The 15,606-nt window shown below is 69.6% G+C and carries 13 protein-coding genes; 5 read left to right on the top strand and 8 right to left on the bottom strand.

Translation table 11 applies throughout. The features are described 5' to 3' along the window. Window positions 1-84: 84 nt before the first annotated feature. The 7 genes from HUX53_RS39795 to HUX53_RS01110 form a co-directional block, all read right to left on the bottom strand. Window positions 85-2,166 carry a family 16 glycosylhydrolase gene (locus tag HUX53_RS39795; RefSeq protein ID WP_217918959.1) on the bottom strand — a complete coding sequence of 694 codons (2,082 nt, stop codon included), beginning with the start codon at window positions 2,164-2,166 and terminating at the stop codon, window positions 85-87. Between the two features lie 446 nt (window positions 2,167-2,612). After that, on the bottom strand, window positions 2,613-2,918 hold the full coding sequence (locus HUX53_RS01085) for a hypothetical protein (RefSeq protein WP_176401285.1): 306 nt from the start codon (window positions 2,916-2,918) through the stop codon (window positions 2,613-2,615). 648 nt (window positions 2,919-3,566) lie between these two features. Continuing rightward, window positions 3,567-5,300, bottom strand: a complete 1,734-nt coding sequence (gene cydC, locus HUX53_RS01090) for a thiol reductant ABC exporter subunit CydC (RefSeq protein ID WP_176401286.1) — start codon at window positions 5,298-5,300, stop codon at window positions 3,567-3,569. Between the two features lie 445 nt (window positions 5,301-5,745). After that, window positions 5,746-7,395: a thiol reductant ABC exporter subunit CydD gene (gene cydD, locus HUX53_RS01095; RefSeq protein ID WP_176401287.1), complete on the bottom strand. Its 1,650-nt coding sequence runs from the start codon at window positions 7,393-7,395 to the stop codon at window positions 5,746-5,748. Next, the gene (gene cydB, locus HUX53_RS01100; protein ID WP_176401288.1) at window positions 7,392-8,411 is read right to left on the bottom strand and encodes a cytochrome d ubiquinol oxidase subunit II; all 1,020 of its coding nucleotides are present in this window, start codon (window positions 8,409-8,411) and stop codon (window positions 7,392-7,394) included. The genes cydD and cydB overlap by 4 nt, the downstream gene beginning before the upstream one ends. Window positions 8,412-8,422: 11 nt before the next feature. Continuing rightward, the gene (locus HUX53_RS01105) at window positions 8,423-9,835 is read right to left on the bottom strand and encodes a cytochrome ubiquinol oxidase subunit I (protein ID WP_176401289.1); all 1,413 of its coding nucleotides are present in this window, start codon (window positions 9,833-9,835) and stop codon (window positions 8,423-8,425) included. 168 nt (window positions 9,836-10,003) lie between these two features. Beyond that, window positions 10,004-10,840, bottom strand: coding sequence for a serine protease (locus HUX53_RS01110; protein WP_176401290.1), 837 nt, complete (start codon window positions 10,838-10,840; stop codon window positions 10,004-10,006). A gap of 269 nt (window positions 10,841-11,109) precedes the next feature. Between HUX53_RS01110 and HUX53_RS01115 the strand changes: the two genes are divergently transcribed. From HUX53_RS01115 to HUX53_RS01125, 3 genes are read left to right on the top strand one after another with little or no spacing between them, the layout of a single operon-like run. Further along, on the top strand, window positions 11,110-11,601 hold the full coding sequence (locus HUX53_RS01115) for a hypothetical protein (protein ID WP_176401291.1): 492 nt from the start codon (window positions 11,110-11,112) through the stop codon (window positions 11,599-11,601). A gap of 28 nt (window positions 11,602-11,629) precedes the next feature. Next, a complete protein-coding gene (locus tag HUX53_RS01120; RefSeq protein ID WP_176401292.1) occupies window positions 11,630-11,893 on the top strand; it encodes a hypothetical protein in 264 nt (87 codons plus the stop codon). 28 nt (window positions 11,894-11,921) lie between these two features. Next, window positions 11,922-12,302: a hypothetical protein gene (locus HUX53_RS01125; RefSeq protein ID WP_176401293.1), complete on the top strand. Its 381-nt coding sequence runs from the start codon at window positions 11,922-11,924 to the stop codon at window positions 12,300-12,302. Here the strand turns inward: HUX53_RS01125 and HUX53_RS01130 are convergent. Then, the gene (locus HUX53_RS01130) at window positions 12,248-13,249 is read right to left on the bottom strand and encodes a helix-turn-helix domain-containing protein (RefSeq protein ID WP_176401294.1); all 1,002 of its coding nucleotides are present in this window, start codon (window positions 13,247-13,249) and stop codon (window positions 12,248-12,250) included. The two genes, HUX53_RS01125 and HUX53_RS01130, sit on opposite strands and share 55 nt — an antisense overlap. A 96-nt stretch (window positions 13,250-13,345) precedes the next feature. On the opposite strand from HUX53_RS01130, the gene HUX53_RS01135 reads away from it, so the two are divergent. Together HUX53_RS01135 and HUX53_RS01140 are read left to right on the top strand one after the other, a co-directional pair. Next, a complete protein-coding gene (locus HUX53_RS01135; RefSeq protein ID WP_176401295.1) occupies window positions 13,346-14,104 on the top strand; it encodes a rhodanese-like domain-containing protein in 759 nt (252 codons plus the stop codon). A gap of 168 nt (window positions 14,105-14,272) precedes the next feature. Next, window positions 14,273-15,606, top strand: a 1,334-nt coding sequence (locus HUX53_RS01140) for a DEAD/DEAH box helicase (RefSeq protein WP_309236987.1), incomplete at its 3' end; no start/stop codon positions are given.

Consider the following 15,606-nt stretch of genomic DNA (forward strand, 5'->3'; position numbering starts at 1 on the left):
TCGCGATCAGCCTGCTCCGCCTCGACGGACACGACAACATCGCCGCCGCCAACCGGCACCACGCCCGCGACCCACAACGCACCATCACCCTGCTTCAAATCGCATAAACGACTTTGCCGGGTCCCTGAGGTAGTAGTGGATGTCGACGTCGGTGTTGTTGACCTTGGTGATCCAGGCGCGGTAGCCGTGCCAGGAGCCTGGGTTGGAGACGTTGACGATGGTGTTGGACCATCCGCCGGAGGCGTTCCGGTAGGTGTTGAACCAGTTGCGGGCGTCGCCCTTGTATTCGAGGATGTCACTTTCCGGGGGCCAGGTGTCGGCACCTGTCAGCCAGAAGGCCGGCCAGGTTCCGCGGGCGGAGGGGGCCTGGAATTCGCCTTTGACTTCCCAGTTGGGGAACTGGTCGTTGACCAGTATGTGCTGCTTGGCGTGGACGGCACCGGAGTGGTAGCGGATCGGGAGGTGCGGGTCGGCGGTGCTGGTGCCCTCGTCCCAGTTGATGCGGGCGGCCTTGAGGGTCAGGACGCCGGAGCTTTCGAGGTAGACGTGGTTGTGGTCGGACGAGCTTCCGTACATGCGGGCGCTGCCGTTGTGGTCTGAGCCCCATGGGTAGCGGTAGTTCCACGCAGATTCGAGCGTGGCGTAGTTCGTGAACGAGCCGTCGATCAGCGTTTCCCAGGTCGCTGCGGCCGCGGCACGGATTCCGCCAAGTGCGGCGGCGGTGATGCTGGTTCCGCCGGCGATGAGGAACGTTCGTCGGGTGTGCCTCGTCATTGGGAGCCTTCTCGTCAGCTGGAGGGTGATCAGGTGTTCTATGCCGCGGGCGGCCAGGTACGTGGTGTCGGTGGTGCGGCTCTGGAGGACGACGGCGGGGCGGGTTCCCTCGTCGACGAGTTTCATGAACGGGTCGAAGAAGTCGCTGAAGTTCTGTACCGGGATCATGTCGTCCGGTAGGACGAGGGCCGTGGCTCGTTGGGGAGCTTTCGGCGGGTGCCTGTCGAACTCGGCGATGATGCTGCGGATGGTCTTGCCGATCGGCTTCAGTTTGCGGTCGTTGGTGAAGAGGCCGAGGTCGTATTCGAGGTTGACGTATCCGCTGAGCTTCGGGTTCAGGTCGTGCGAGTCCCACCAGGTGATGCCGAACAGGTCGGTGCAGTCGGCCATTGCGCGGATCGAGCGTTCGGTCCAGGACGGGATGTCGGCTGCGTCCATCCAGACGGTTGATACGCCGGTTTCCTCGATCCATACCTTGCGGTCCAGATCGGTGTGGAAAGCCTTGATGAGTTCGATGAAGAACTCGGAGTAGTGCGTGGACGATGTGGAGAGTGAGCCGTAGCGCTGGATCACCTGCGTCCATCCGGCCCAGGTGTGGTTGGCGATCATCGTGCCCGATGTGGCGAGACCGTGCCGGGTCCAGTAGGCGTTGTTCTGCCAGGGCCAATGGTCGATTCCCGACACGTGGATCTTGCCCGGTGCGACCTTCTCGCAGGTGTCGAACAGGGCGGTGTGCCAGGCGTCGCCCTGCGCCTGGGTCGCGTTCATTCCCAGGGGGATGGCGAACCAATGGATCTCGTTGGACAGGTCGAAGCCCATGAACCTGCGGTGCCGTCCGATGCGTTCGGCGACCTGGCCGAGCAGCCATTGTTCCCGCTCGATCGCCACGGGGTCGGTGAGCACGTTGCGTATCTCGCCGTTGCCGTTGCTGATGAGATACGGCGGGACGAACAGGACGCCACTGACCGCACCGTTGAAGACGGTCACCTGCACGTCCAGGTGGCGCCGGTCGGCGAGATCGAGGAGTTCCTCAAGGCGGTCGAGTAGTTCGCCGCGGACGTAGGTGGCGTTCGGCTGTAGCTCGGACCAGATCAGCATGATGCGGATGTGGTCCATGCCCAGGGACGCGATGTCGTCGAGGTCGGCCGCGATGGACCTGCGGTCCCAGTCCGACCAGGAGAACCACCAGTTCCTGCTCGGCACGTAGTTCACGCCGAACCGGACCCTGCGGTGCCGGAAGCGGGTGGGCGGCGGCGGTTGATGTGCGTCGGCATGCGCCGCGGTGGAACTCAGGAGGGTGGACGCCGCGGCGGTTCCCGCGGTCACGCCGAGGAACCGTCGGCGGTCGATGGCGGAGCGGTCGTGGGGTGACGCGGCGGGGAGCTGGGGCATGAGACGGCCCTTCAGGATTCATCACCGGACTCCGGAGCATAAGAAGATCTTCTTCGCCGGGCCAGCGATCTTTCATAACTTTCAGTCGCTGGCGGGGCCAGCCCGCCCGTCTAGGGCGGTCGCCGTCAGGGTTGTTCGTGTGACTAACTGTAAGCAATATGGATCGTTTGTTTCGGGACGGTGTCGCTTCGTGTGAAGTCCTTGCGCCTGGCCGGGTGTGCGGTGGTAGAGCTGCGTCCGGCCTGCTCATGTGCTCCGCGCATATTTCGGCGGTGTGGCCGGGGCGGTGTTTATCGTGGGCCGATATGGGCCTGGCTTGGCAGCCGCCGACGAGTCCTTCCGGCACGGGTTCTCGTGACTGCCCGGAAATGCGGGGATGATGAAGTGAAGGAAAAGCGTGTCCGGCAGGTCTTCGAAGTGGCCGCGCCGTTCCTGGCGCCGGACGATCATGTACTGATCGCCACCCTCGCCGACGTGGGGACGGTGTCGGTCGCGCGGAAGGCCGCTTTCGCGTTACTGGTCGGGATCTTCTCGCTGGGGACGATGATCGGCACCGTGAAGCCGCGCCGTCTGTACATCGCGGTGACGGGGCGATGGCTGCTGTTCTTCGAGGGCAACACGCCGTCCGGGCGTCCCGGCCGGGAACTGGTCATGCGTCTCGACAAGCGGCAGCTCGCGGCGTCCGAGCCCAAGGAGGGCCGGATGACGCTGTCGACGCTCCTCAGCATCGGTGACCAGCCGAACGCGCTCAAGGTGACCTTTCCGCGGCCCTGCCGTGAGGAAGGGCGGCAACTTCTGGCCGGCCTCGCCACCGCCGTCCACCGGCACAGCCCGCACCCCGGCCGCCCCGGCCCCGGTCCTGGTTTCGGCGACCGGCGGTACGGCGCCGACCCTGGGGACCCTCGGTACGGTGCCCGTCCTGGTGGCCGCCAGTACGGCGCCGGCTCGGGCGATCGCCGGTACGGTCCGGCCCCTGGGAGTCGTAGTTACGGTCCTGGTCCCGGCGGCCCTCAGTATGGCCCTGGCCCTGTTGATCGCCAGTACGGGCCGGGGCCTGCTCTCGGTGACCGTCCGTATGGCGCTGGCCCAGGTGATCGCCGGTATGGCCCTGGTTCGGGAAACCGTCAGTACGGTCCTGGCCCCGGCAACGGACAGTACGGCCCTGGCTCTGGTGATCGCCGGTATGGTCCTGGCCCGGGCGACGGGCAGCACGGGCCCGGCCCTGGTGATCACCGGTACGGTCCTGGTGATCGTCAGTATCGCCCTGGGGCTGGTCACGGAGACCGTCAGCACGGCACAGGCGACGGCGACCGTCGGTATGGCGCTGGCCCCGGTGATCGGCGGCAGGTTTAGGGCTGCCCGGCGGCGTCCCTTCGTCGACTGGCTCGCCTGGGGGTCGGTTATGGAACCTTGGTTGGGGTTTGTTCCCGTTGCCACAGGGAGCGGTAGAGGCCCGGCCGGGCGATCAGGTCGGTGTGGGTTCCGCGGTCGGCGACGCGGCCCTCGTCGAGGACGATGATCTCGTCGACGGCGTCCAGGCCGGCGAGGCGGTGCGTGACGAGGAGGGTCGTCCTGCCCTCGGTGGCGGTCAGCAGGTCGGCGGTGAGCTCGTCGGCGGTCGCGATGTCGAGGTGCTCGGCGGGCTCGTCCAGCAGCAGGATCGGGAAATCGGAGAGGAGGGCGCGCGCCAGCGCGATGCGCTGGCGCTGACCGCCGGAGACCTGGGCGCCGTGCTCACCGACGTGGGTGTCGAGCCCATGCGGCAGGGAGTCGACCCAGTCGAGGATGCGGGCGCGGCGTAGGGCGTCGCGGACCTCGTCGTCGGTCGCGGTGGGGCGTGCGAGGCGGATGTTCGCCCCGATCGTCGAGTCGAACAGGTGGGCGTCCTGCGCGCACAGGCCGATGACCTTGCGGACGTCGTCCCCGGCCAGAGCGTCCAGCCCGATCCCGTTCAGGGACACCTTGCCGGACGCGGGTTCCAGAAAGCGCAGTAGGACGGACGTCAGGGTCGTCTTGCCTGAGCCTGACGGCCCGACGATCGCGCAGCGACGTCCCGGCACAAGGTCCAGGGAGATGCCGTTGAGGGCGTAGGGGGCGGTCGGCGTCCACCGGGCTCGCAGGTTCTCGACCTTGAGGGTGTACGGGGCTGCGGGGAGTGGTGCCGGTGCGGCCGGGTCCTCGACGGGCGGCGGTGTGTCCAGGACGGCGAAGATCCGCATGGCCGAGCGCCGGACGCGCTGCAGGTACTGGGCGGCCAGCGGCAGCCCGGCGACGACCTCGAACGCGGCCAGCGGCAGCAGGACGATCACCGCGAGCAGCACCCCGTCGAGCGCACCCGAGCCGACGGCCGGCACACCGACGGTGAGGCTGCCCCACACGGCCAGGCCGCCGGCGAGGGCGGAGATGGCCGCGCCGAGGCCCGCGGTGGCGGCGGAACGGGCCGTGGCCCGGGTGAAGTCGCGGTCCAGGCGGGTGGCCTCGGCGAGCTGTGCGGGGGCCGCACCGTAGGCGATGAGTTCCGGCGCGCCCTGGAGGGTGTCCACGACGTGGGAGGTCAGTTCGCCGCGCAGGTCGGTCGTCCGACGTTCGGCCCGGCGCGCCATGGCGGAGGACAGCCAGGGGGCGACGACACCGGCCAGCAGCAAGGCGAGCAGTAGGACGACGCCCGCCGATGGGAGCAGCGCCCACGCGAGCCCTACCGAAGCCCCACCGACGACGGCCGCGACGGTGCACGGCAACAGGACGCGTAGGAAGAGGTCCTGGACGGCATCGACATCCGCGACGAGCCGGTTCAGCAGGTCGCCGCCACGGAAGGCGGGGAGTCCAGCAGGCGCGAGTCGTTCCAGCCGCTCGTACACGCGCGCGCGGAGGTCCGCCAGGATGCGGAACGTCGCGTCATGCCCGACGAGACGCTCCACATAGCGGAACACACCGCGTCCGAGCCCGAACGCGCGGACGGCGACGATCGCGACCATGAGCATGAGGACGGGTGGCTGCTGCGCTGCCCGAGAGATGAGCCACGCAGAGGTCGCCATGAGCCCGACCCCGCTGCCCAGGGCGAGCACCCCGAACAGGACGGCGAGCAGCAGCCGCCCCCGAGCTGGCCGCGCGAACTGGATGAGCCGCAGAATCACACGACCACCTCCACTGCAGGAGCAAGCCCCGGGCCAACCGCAAGCGACCTAATCACAATGTCGCCACCGTGCGGAGATGCCGAGTGCCGAGGGTTCCACGAACCTCCGACGGCGGTCAGGCGCTGTTTGGCGCCAACCGGCACTTCGATCCGCGCGGACGACGTGAGGGCACGCGCGCCCGGTTGGACGAAAGCCTGCCTCCGGCCGGTGACGAGCTGTCGTCCTACGGCTGCGCGGACGGGCCGAAGGAAAGGGAGAAGAACGTTCTGGCCCCGTGCGGGTGCTGGGTGTTGTGGGTGTGAGCGGGACGGCGGTCGGTGCCAGGGCGGCACGGGGCGCGCTGAGGAATGCCTCGACCTTCTCGCAGACGATCTGCCGGGCCGGAGGGTGGCGGGTGGGGTGGTGGAGGTTTCACGTGAATCAATGGGGGGAAGCGACGCGGGGGTCATGTGGTCACCGTCGCGGGGGCGAGCTTGATGGTGCGGTCGGCCAGGGTCGTGAGGGCTGGGCGGTGGGCGACGAGGACGACGGTCCGGCCGGTCTTCAGGCGCTGTACGGCGTCGATCACGGCGGCCTCGCTTTCGACGTCGAGGTTCGAGGTCGGCTCGTCCAGCAGGAGGAGCGGGGCGTCGCGGAGGAAGGCGCGGGCCAGGGCGAGGCGTTGGCGTTGGCCCGCTGACAGGCCGGACCCCCGGTCGCCGAGCGGGGTGTCGAAGCCGGAAGGCAGGGACTCGATGAACGACAGCGCGTTCGCGGCCTCGGCGGCGGCCCGCACTGACTCCATAGACGCGGATGGGCGGCCCAGGAGGATGTTCGAAGCGACCGTCCCCGCGAACAGGTGCGGACGCTGCGGTACCCAGGCGATCTGGGCGCGCCACGCGTCCAGGGAGAAGGAGTCGAGGTCGTCCCAGTCGACGAGGACGCGTCCCGAGTCTGGCTGGACGAATCCGAGAAGCACTGACAGCACGGTCGACTTCCCGGCGCCACTCGGCCCCACCAGCGCGACCGTTTCCCCAGGGTGGACGGTCAGCGAGAAGTCGGCGATCGCCGGTCCCCGGTCGTAGGAGACCGTCACGCCGTCCAGGCGCAGGGTTGCGTGGGAAAGGTCCGGAATGTCCGAGCGGGTGCCCGAAGCCGGCAAGGGTGTTTCGAGGACCTCGAAGATCCGCGACGCGGCGGTGAGGCCCTCGACGCTCGCGTGGTACTGCGCGCCCACCTGACGCAGCGGCAGGTACGCCTCCGGCGCCAGGATCAGGACGAGCAGCGCGGTCTCCAGCCCGAGCCCGCCCTCGACCAGCCGCAACCCGATCGACACGGCGACGAGCGCGACCGACAGGGACGACAGCAGTTCGAGCACGAGGGCCGACAGGAACGCGATCCGCAGCGTGGACATCGTCGCGCGCCGGTGCCGGTCGGTGACCTCCCGGATCCGGGTGGCCTGCGCCCGCGCCCGGCCGAAGATCTTCAGCGTGGGCAGCCCGGCGACGACGTCCAGGAAGTGCGCGGCGAGGACGGACAGCGTCCGCCACTGCCGGTCCATCTTCCGCTGCGTGGTGAGCCCGACGAGGATCGCGAAGATCGGGATGAGCGGCACTGTCGCCGCGATCGTCACCGCGGACAGCCAGTCGCCGAGCAGGATCCGGAACCCCACCGCCGCCGGGACGATCACCGCGAGGACGAGTTGCGGCAGGTAGCGGGCGAAGTAGTCGTCCAGCGCGTCGATCCCGCGGGTGGCGAGGGTGGCGAGTTCGCCGCTGCGTTCGCCGGACAGCCAGCGCGGCCCGAGCCCCAAAGCGCGAGCGAGGAGCCGACCGCGCAGCTGGGACTTCACCGCGGCGGACGAGCGGTGCGCGGCGACCTCCTGCAGCCAGGCGACCAGCGTCCGAGCCAGGACGACGGCCAGCAGCAGCAACAACGGAGTGCGCAGATCGGTGAGCGAGGCGCCGCCCAGGAACGCCCGCGCCAGCATGTCGGCGAGCAGCGTCGCCTGCGCGATGATCAGCCCGGCGGTGGCGGTGCCGAGCGCCACGGACGACACCAGGAAGATCCGTGTCGTCCGGGCGTACGTCAGCAGCCGCGGGTCGAGGGGTTTCACGGCACCGGCTCGGTCTTCGTCGCGGGAGCCGGGATGTGGGACGTGCTGATCCGCTTCCGGAACACCCAGTACGTCCACCCCTGGTAGATCATCACGATCGGGGTGAACACGGCCGCGACCCACGTCATGATCGTGAGCGTGTAGCCGGACGAGGCGGCGTTCGCCGTGGTCAGGCCGCCGGAGCCGAGCGTGGACGGCATGACGTCCGGGAACAGCGCGGTGAACAGGGTGGCGACGGCGAGCACGATGGCGGTGCCGGTGCCGATGAACGCCCAGCCCTCGCGTCCGCGCCGGCTGGCGGCGGCGGCGAGCAGCAGCCCGGCGGCGGCGCCGAGGGCGGTCAGCCAGGTCACCGGCTTGCCGTGCTGCAGCTGCGTGATCAGCAGGAAGGCGCCGCCGGCGGCGATGGCCGCCACCACGGCGACGGTCGCGACGCGCCGCGCCTGCACCCGGATGGCGCCGGACGTCTTCAGCGCGATGAACACCGCCCCGTGCAGGACGAACAGGATCGTCGTGGTGAGCCCGCCGAGCAGCGCGTACGGGTTGAGCAGGTCGCCGAGCGTCCCGACGAACTCGTGCGAGGCGTCCAGCGGCACACCCCGGACGATGTTCGCGAACGCGACGCCCCACAGGAACGCGGGCAGCAGGCTCCCCCAGAAGATCGCCTTGTCCCAGCGGGACCGCCACCGCGTGTCGTCCTTCTTGCCGCGGTACTCGAACGCGACGCCGCGCAGGATCAGCGCGATCAGGATGGCCAGCAGCGGCAAATAGAAGCCGCTGAACAGGGTGGCGTACCACTCGGGGAACGCGGCGAACGTGGCGGCGCCGGCGACGATGAACCACACCTCGTTGCCGTCCCAGACGGGTCCGATGGTGTTGATGACGACGCGGCGTTCGACGTCGTCGCGGCCGAGGACGGGCAGCAGCATCCCGACGCCGAAGTCGAATCCCTCCAGGAAGAAGTAGCTCGTCCACAGGAAGGCGATGATGATGAACCAGACGGTGGTGAGTTCCATGACCGGCCCCCTCAGTAGGCGAACGCGAGCGAGCGCTCGGAGTCGGAGTCATCGGAGGACGGCGGCGGTGGCAGCACCTCGTCCTCGGACGGCGGCCCGGCCTTCGCGTACTTGAACATCAGCCCGGCCTCGATGACCATGAGGACGCCGTACAGCGTGGTCAGCGCGATGACGGAGATGAGCATCGACGTCGGCGACACCCCAGGCGAGACGCTCGCGGACGTCTTCAGCACCCCGAACACCGACCAGGGCTGCCGTCCCATCTCGGTGAAGATCCAGCCGGCGGAGTTGCCGATGAACGGGAGCGCGAGCGACAGCACGCCGATCCGGTACACCCAGGGGCTGGACGGCAGCCGCCCGCGCCGCAGCAGCCACAGCCCGGCGAGCGAGACGAGCGCGGTGAGCATCCCGACGCCGACCATGATCCGGAAGTTCCAGTAGACGATCGGGATGTTGGGCCGGTAGTCGCCGGGCCCGTAGCGCGCCTCCTCGGCGGCCTGGACGTCGTTGATGCCCTTGACCTCGCCGTCGAAGGTGCCGGTGGCCAGGAAGGACAGGACGCGCGGCACCTTGATCCCGAAGACCTCCTCGTCGCCGTTCAGCGTCCCGACGGTGAAGATCGAGAAGGACGCGGGCTGCTCGGTCTCGTAGAGCGCCTCGGCGGCGGCCATCTTCATCGGCTGCTGCTCGGTCATGACCTTGCCCTGGATGTCGCCGCTGATGGCGACGCCGATGGACGCGACCGCGGTGACGGCGAGGGCGAGCTTCAGCGACGGCCGGAAGACCTCGATGTTCTTGCGGCGGGCGAGGTGCCAGGCGCTGACGCCGGCCATGAACAGGCCGCCGGTGACGAACGCCGCCGTGATCGTGTGCGGGAACGCGACGAGCTGCGTCGAGTTGGTGAGGACGGCCCAGAAGTCGGTGAGGACGGCCCGTCCGGACTCGTGGTCGATCCGGTAGCCGACCGGGTGCTGCATCCAGGAGTTGGCGGCGAGGATGAAGTACGCCGACAGCAGCGTCCCGATGTGGACGAGCCAGATGCACGCGTTGTGGAGTTTGGCGTTCAGCCGGTCCCAGCCGAAGATCCACAGGCCGAGGAAGGTCGACTCGACGAAGAAGGCGAGCAGCCCCTCGATGGCGAGCGGCGCGCCGAAGACGTCCCCGACGAACCGGGAGTAGTCACTCCAGTTCATCCCGAACTGGAACTCCTGCACGATGCCGGTGACGATCCCCATCGCGAAGTTGATCAGGAAGAGCTTGCCCCAGAACTTGGTGGCGCGCAGGTACTTCGTCTTGCCCGTCCGCAGCCAGGCGGTCTCCAGGCCGGCGACGAGCGCGGAGAGCCCGATCGTCAGCGGGACGAAGAAGAAGTGGTACACGGTGGTGATCCCGAACTGCCACCGTGCGATGTCGACCGAGTCCATGCCCCGTGCCTCTCCGGCTTCTACTACGAGCTGTAGTACTACATCCTGTCAGACATACTACGAGCTGTAGTACTACGGGCCGTCGTAACGTCCCTCACAGGAGTGACCTGGGCTGGAGACGGCGGAACCCTCGGCCGGGAGCGTCCGGCCGAGGGTTCCGTTGGACGGTCAGCGCGGCATGAGGCAGCCCGGACGGCTGAAGTCGAGCACGCTGCCGGGGGCGATGCAGGCGCCCAGGATGTAGGTCTCCTGCGCGTACCCGATGTGCGGGCGCACCGTGACGTTGCCCGCCTCGTCCACCTCGCAGGGGTTGTTCAGCGTGCAGCGGCCGCCGCTCTCGTTGATCGTGTTGTTCACGGCGATGACCTTGCCGGACGCCGCGTCGATGACCGGCGACCCGGAGGTGCCGCCGATGACGTCGCAGGAGGACGTGTAACGCACCGAGTCCTTCCACGTCCACTCGCCCTCGCGCAACCGGTAGGCGAACCCGTCCAGGTTGCAGGAATACATGCGCCGCCAGTAGCCGGACACCACGCGCAGGTCGGCGCCGGCGGTCGGATGGTCGAGCGACAGCTCCAGCGCGGGCGTGCCGTAGTTCCGCTCGATGGCGGCGTAGCTCGTATTGAGCCGGTACAGGGATACGTCGGTGTCGGTCATGGTCGCGTACAGCAGCCGTGACGCGCGCAGCCTGCCGAGCGACCCCTGGCCGCTGGAGTTCAGCAGCGTGAACGTGCGGCTGGACGCCCGGTTCGTGATCACCTGACCCGCGGACGGCATGCCGCCCTCATAGCAGTGCCCGTTGGTGAGCACGAGCGCCGGATCGCTGTCGGCGGCGGCCGGCGTGCGCACCAGCGAGCCGGAGCAGTTGCTGAGCGCGACGATCCCGGTGAAGTCGACGGCGGCTCTCGGCGGCGCCGGGACGGCGGACGCGGCGGACGCGGTGGCCGTCAAGGTTCCGGTCCCGAGGAGGGCGGCGACGAGCACGCCCAGAATGCGTCTTCGCATGGCGGGGGGTCCAATCGGCGGGGCAGCGGGGAACGGCGCCCGGCGGACGGCGAGTACCCGGGAGCACAACGGCACTCTGCGCCGGACGCGCGCAGCGCGATGCTAACCAGGCTCCTCGTCCAGCGGAAGGAGCCGATTCCGCCGACCTGCGAGAACCCGGCAAATCAGGCACGCATTGCAAAACCGACCGCGCCGCGACCGCCGCCCCGATGTCCCGGCGGACCGATACCCTCCCGAACGTCCGGCGAAAGATCTTGGAGGACGGCGACGTGGGCGTACTGTGCGACTACTTCCGGGCGCCCGACCGGGAAACGGCCGTGGCCGTCGTCCTGTCCGAGAGCGGGCTGTTCGACGCCGCGAAGTCGCGTCCGGACATCGAGGCCATCGATCTCAAGGGCATCGACCCCGTCGTCATGCTGGGCAAACTCGTGACGCTGCTGTCCGGCCCGTCCTACGAGGAGATGGCGATGACCGGCGACATCCAGATCGACCACATCCCCGGCCCCGAACTGCTGACCCGCGAGGACGGCGACGTCTGCGTCATCGAACTGGACGTGCTCGTCCGCGACACCCTCGCGGACGCGACCGACGCCGCCCTGAGCGACGTCGCCTTCATCTGGGTCAACACCGGCGAGTTCCTCGACGGACGCGACACCTGGTTCGAGGCGGACGAGGCGCGCCCCGCGATGGACGAGCTGGCGGCGCTGGCCCGCCGCGCCCGGATAGTCGGCCAGATGCTGTACTGCATGATCTGCCCGTGACCCGGAGCGCGCGTTTAGACTGCGCGGCATGGAACTCAGGGACGCGGCGCGCATGATCCTTTCCGAGTCGGCGGGGCATCCGGAGCTGCTCCGGGTGACCCGGGATGCCCATGACCGGCTGTCCCGCGGCGAGCGGGTCGCGTACACCGACCTGAGCTGGATGCTCAAGGAGGCGGCGCGCAAGAACGTCTACCCCGCCCTCCACGCCCGCTACGGCACCGCGGCCTTCGACCAGATGGTCGTCGTCCTGGGCCGCGAGATCGACCGCCAGGCGCCCGCGTTTTCCCGGTAACCGAGCCGTCCGGCGAAGGGTGAGGTCAGTGCGCACCAAAGGCAGGGGAGCGCCGGACGCGGAACACCCGTGGAACGAGATCGTCCCCGGCTTATGGATGGGCGGTCACCGCTACACCGGGCCGTCCGGTGAGCGGACGCCCGCGATCGTGGCGGACGAGTTCGACGTCGTCATCAGCATGCACCAGAAGGACGGGCACGGACCGTCCGACCACGTCGAGCACCACTATGAGGACCTGCCGGACGGTCCGCTGACCGCCGAGCAGTTGGAGATCGTGTCGCGCCTTATGGTGAACCTGGACCTGCTGCCGTTCGCCGCCGTCCTGATCGGGCTCGGCCTCCTCTGCGCGGACGGTCAGGCACTGGAAGGCCGGGCGCCGGCCGCGGTGGCTCGGAAGGTGCGCCTGTAGGCGGACGGTGACGTCTTCATCGCGCGGACGAAGTGATGTCGGAACGTCGCCGGGCTTTCGAAACCGACGGCCGCGCCGATCTCCTCGATCGGGGCCGTGCCCTCCTCCAGCAGCGGCAGCGCGGCCAGGACGCGCTGGCCGATGACCCAGCGGAGCGGGCTCGTCCCCGTCTGCCGGTTGAAGTGCCTGATGAACGTGCGGGGCGCGAGGCACGCCTCCCGCGCCATCCGCGCGACCGTGATGGGCTCGGCGAGGTGCGCCAGCGTCCACGCCATGCTGCGCGCGACCGGGTCGTCCTCCGCCGGGCGGGTCACGGCGGCCTCCACGAACTGCGCCTGCCCGCCCTCCCGGTGCGGCGGGACGACCAGCCGCCGCGCGACCATGTTCGCGATCCGGGCGCCGTGGTCCTTGCGGACGAGGTGCAGGCACATGTCGAGCCCGGCGGCACTGCCCGCCCCGGTCAGCACGTCGTCGCCGTCCACGTAGAGGACGTCCGGGGTCACGCGGACGTTCGGGTAGCGGCGGCGCAGCACGTCGGCGTACTGCCAGTGGGTGGTGGCCTCGCGTCCGTCCAGCAGGCCGGCGGCGGCGAGGGCGAACGCGCCCGAGCAGATGGACACGACGCGGGCACCCCGCGCGTGCGCGTCCCGCAGCGCCGCGACGACCTCGGGGGGCGGGTCGCGCCGGACGTCCGGGACGGCGACGACCAGCACGGTGTCCGCGGACGCGAACACGTCCAGCCCGTGCTCGGCCGTGATCGTCAAGCCGCCGCCCGCGCGCATCGGACCGCGTTCGAGTGAGCAGACCCGCAGGTCGTACCAGGGGACGTCCAGCTCGGGCCGGGGCAGTCCGAATACCTCGACGACCGAGCCGAGCTCAAACGGCGCCATGCCGTCGAACGCCAGCACCGAGACCGTGTGCCGCCGTGCGGAGTCAGTGACGAGCATGGCGGGATCTTAACGATGACGGACATTCACGCCACTCCTCACACCCCGGCCGAACACGCGACGATCGCCCCATCACGCCTCTCAAAGGAGCCCCCCATGAACACCAACCCTGCAATCCAAGCCGTCGGCGCCGCTCCTACAGCCGCCGTGAATCCCGTCCAGACAAGCGGTGTGGATGTCGTCTCTGCGGCCATCGCCGACGGCGGCCCGGCGGGCACCGCGAAGGCCGTTCCTGCGGCCGCTGTGAATCGCGATCAGGCGAGTGGCGTGGACGTCGTCTCTGTGGCCCTCGACGACGGCGGCCCGGCGGGCACCGCGAAGGCCGTTCCTGCGGCGGCCGTGAAGCGTGGCCAGGCGAGTGGTGTGGAGGCCGTCCCTGCGGGCGTTGACTATGGCGGATCCGTCTGTGCGGTTCCTGCGGCTGCTGCCCATGAGGCGTTGCGGCATTTTGGGGGGCGGTTGGCCTTTGAGGCCGATGTGTCCGATGTCGCCGCCGACCTGGCTGCCGGGGCGGGCGGCGTCGTCGTTGTCGATACGCGTAGTGTCGAAAGTTGGGCGCAAGGCCACATTCCGGGCGCGGTCCATGTGCCCACCGCCGAGATCGCCGAGCGCGCCGGCGAGCTGGTTCCGCAGGGTGTGACCGTCGTCGTCCACTGCTGGGGGCCCGGCTGCAACGGTGCGCAGAAGGCGGCGCTGGAGTTCGCGAAGCTCGGCCGTCCGGTCAAGGAGATGATCGGCGGGTTCGAGTACTGGGCGCGTGAGGGGTTCCCCGTCGAGGACGGCGACGGCACCGTCACGCGCCGCTCCCCGGACCCGCTGACGGCCCCGACCACGGGGATCGCCTGCGGCTGCTGAGGCGGAGATGATCGCATGTTCCCGGCGGGACGGGGCATAAGGAGGTACCCCGGCGACGTTAGACTCTATGAATCACTCTTCGACGCCCCCATGGCGTCAGGCTCGTCCTTGCAGGCCGCGCACATCCCGGTGCCTCCCGAGACGTGCCCCCCTCTCGGAAGGTAATGCGTGACCACAGCTGCCGCTGCACAGAACCCGTCCATGCCCGCCACCGCGGACGAGGAGCAGGTTCCCACCTTCGCCGAGCTCGGCATCCCGCCGGTGCTGGTGAACGCCCTGGCCCGCCAGGGCATCGAGGCCCCCTTCCCCATCCAGGTCGCCGCGATCCCCGACGTCATGGCGGGACGGGACGTCCTCGGGCGCGGTAAGACCGGCTCCGGCAAGACCCTGGCGTTCGGCCTGCCGCTCCTGACCCGCCTGTCCGGCCGCAAGGCCGCCCCGAAGCGTCCGCTGGCGCTGATCCTCGTGCCGACCCGCGAGCTGGCCCAGCAGGTGCAGAACAACCTGGAGCCGCTCGGCCGCGGCCTCGGGCTGCGCTTCAAGACCGTCATCGGCCAGACCTCCATGTTCAAGCAGATCGACGCGCTGCGCCGCGGCGTCGAGGTCCTCGTCGCCACTCCCGGCCGGCTGAAGGACCTGATGCGGCAGGGCGCCTGCGACCTGTCCGACATCGAGATCACCGTGCTGGACGAGGCCGACCACATGGCCGACATGGGCTTCCTGCCCGACGTCACCGACATCCTGGACGCCGTCAAGCCCGGCGGCCAGCGCCTGCTGTTCTCCGCGACCCTCGACAAGGACGTGGACGTCCTGGTCAGGCGGTACCTGAACGACCCGGTGACGCACGCGATCGGCCCGGTGGACGAGCCCGTCGACACGATGGAGCACCACCTGCTGCTCGTCGCGCCGAAGGAGAAGAGCGCGATCACCGCCGAGATCGCCAACCGCGAGGGCCGGACGATCCTGTTCGCCCGCACCAAGCACGGCGTCGACCGGCTCGCCAAGCAGCTCGTCCAGGTCGGCGTCCGCGCGGCGGGCCTGCACGGCGGCAAGAGCCAGGGCCTGCGGACCCGCACGCTCGCCGAGTTCCGCGAGGGCTCGATCAGCGTGCTGGTCGCCACCGACGTCGCCGCGCGCGGCATCCACGTGGACGACGTGTCGCTGGTCATGCACGTCGACCCGCCCGCCGACCACAAGGACTACATGCACCGCGCGGGACGCACCGCCCGCGCCGGGGAGCGCGGCACGGTCGTCACGCTCGTCCTGCCGCACCAGGTGCGCTCCACGTCCGCGATGACGCGCCGGGCCGGGATCAACGCCCCGCGCACCCGGGTGACCACCGGCGACACCGAGCTGGTGAAGCTGACCGGCGCCCGGCAGCCGTCCGGCATCCCGATCGAGGGCCCGATCATCCCGGAGCGCCCGCGCCGCGAGGGCGGGCGCTGTCCCTTATACCCCTCTGACGCTGCCGACGCAGCGGGAAGAGTAAACCCCGAGGCCCG

Source organism: Actinomadura sp. BRA 177, from assembly GCF_013372625.1.
Classification (GTDB): domain Bacteria; phylum Actinomycetota; class Actinomycetes; order Streptosporangiales; family Streptosporangiaceae; genus Spirillospora.

What these genes read in the sequence shown, in the direction of transcription:
- HUX53_RS39795 (WP_217918959.1), bottom strand. Translation starts at nt 2,166, where the DNA reads ATGCCCCAGCTCCCCGCCGCGTCACCCCACGACCGCTCCGCCATCGAC.
- cydB (WP_176401288.1), bottom strand. Translation starts at nt 8,411, where the DNA reads ATGGAACTCACCACCGTCTGGTTCATCATCATCGCCTTCCTGTGGACG.
- HUX53_RS01105 (WP_176401289.1), bottom strand. Translation starts at nt 9,835, where the DNA reads ATGGACTCGGTCGACATCGCACGGTGGCAGTTCGGGATCACCACCGTG.
- HUX53_RS01110 (WP_176401290.1), bottom strand. Translation starts at nt 10,840, where the DNA reads ATGCGAAGACGCATTCTGGGCGTGCTCGTCGCCGCCCTCCTCGGGACC.
- HUX53_RS01120 (WP_176401292.1), top strand. Translation starts at nt 11,630, where the DNA reads ATGGAACTCAGGGACGCGGCGCGCATGATCCTTTCCGAGTCGGCGGGG.
- HUX53_RS01130 (WP_176401294.1), bottom strand. Translation starts at nt 13,249, where the DNA reads ATGCTCGTCACTGACTCCGCACGGCGGCACACGGTCTCGGTGCTGGCG.
- HUX53_RS01135 (WP_176401295.1), top strand. Translation starts at nt 13,346, where the DNA reads ATGAACACCAACCCTGCAATCCAAGCCGTCGGCGCCGCTCCTACAGCC.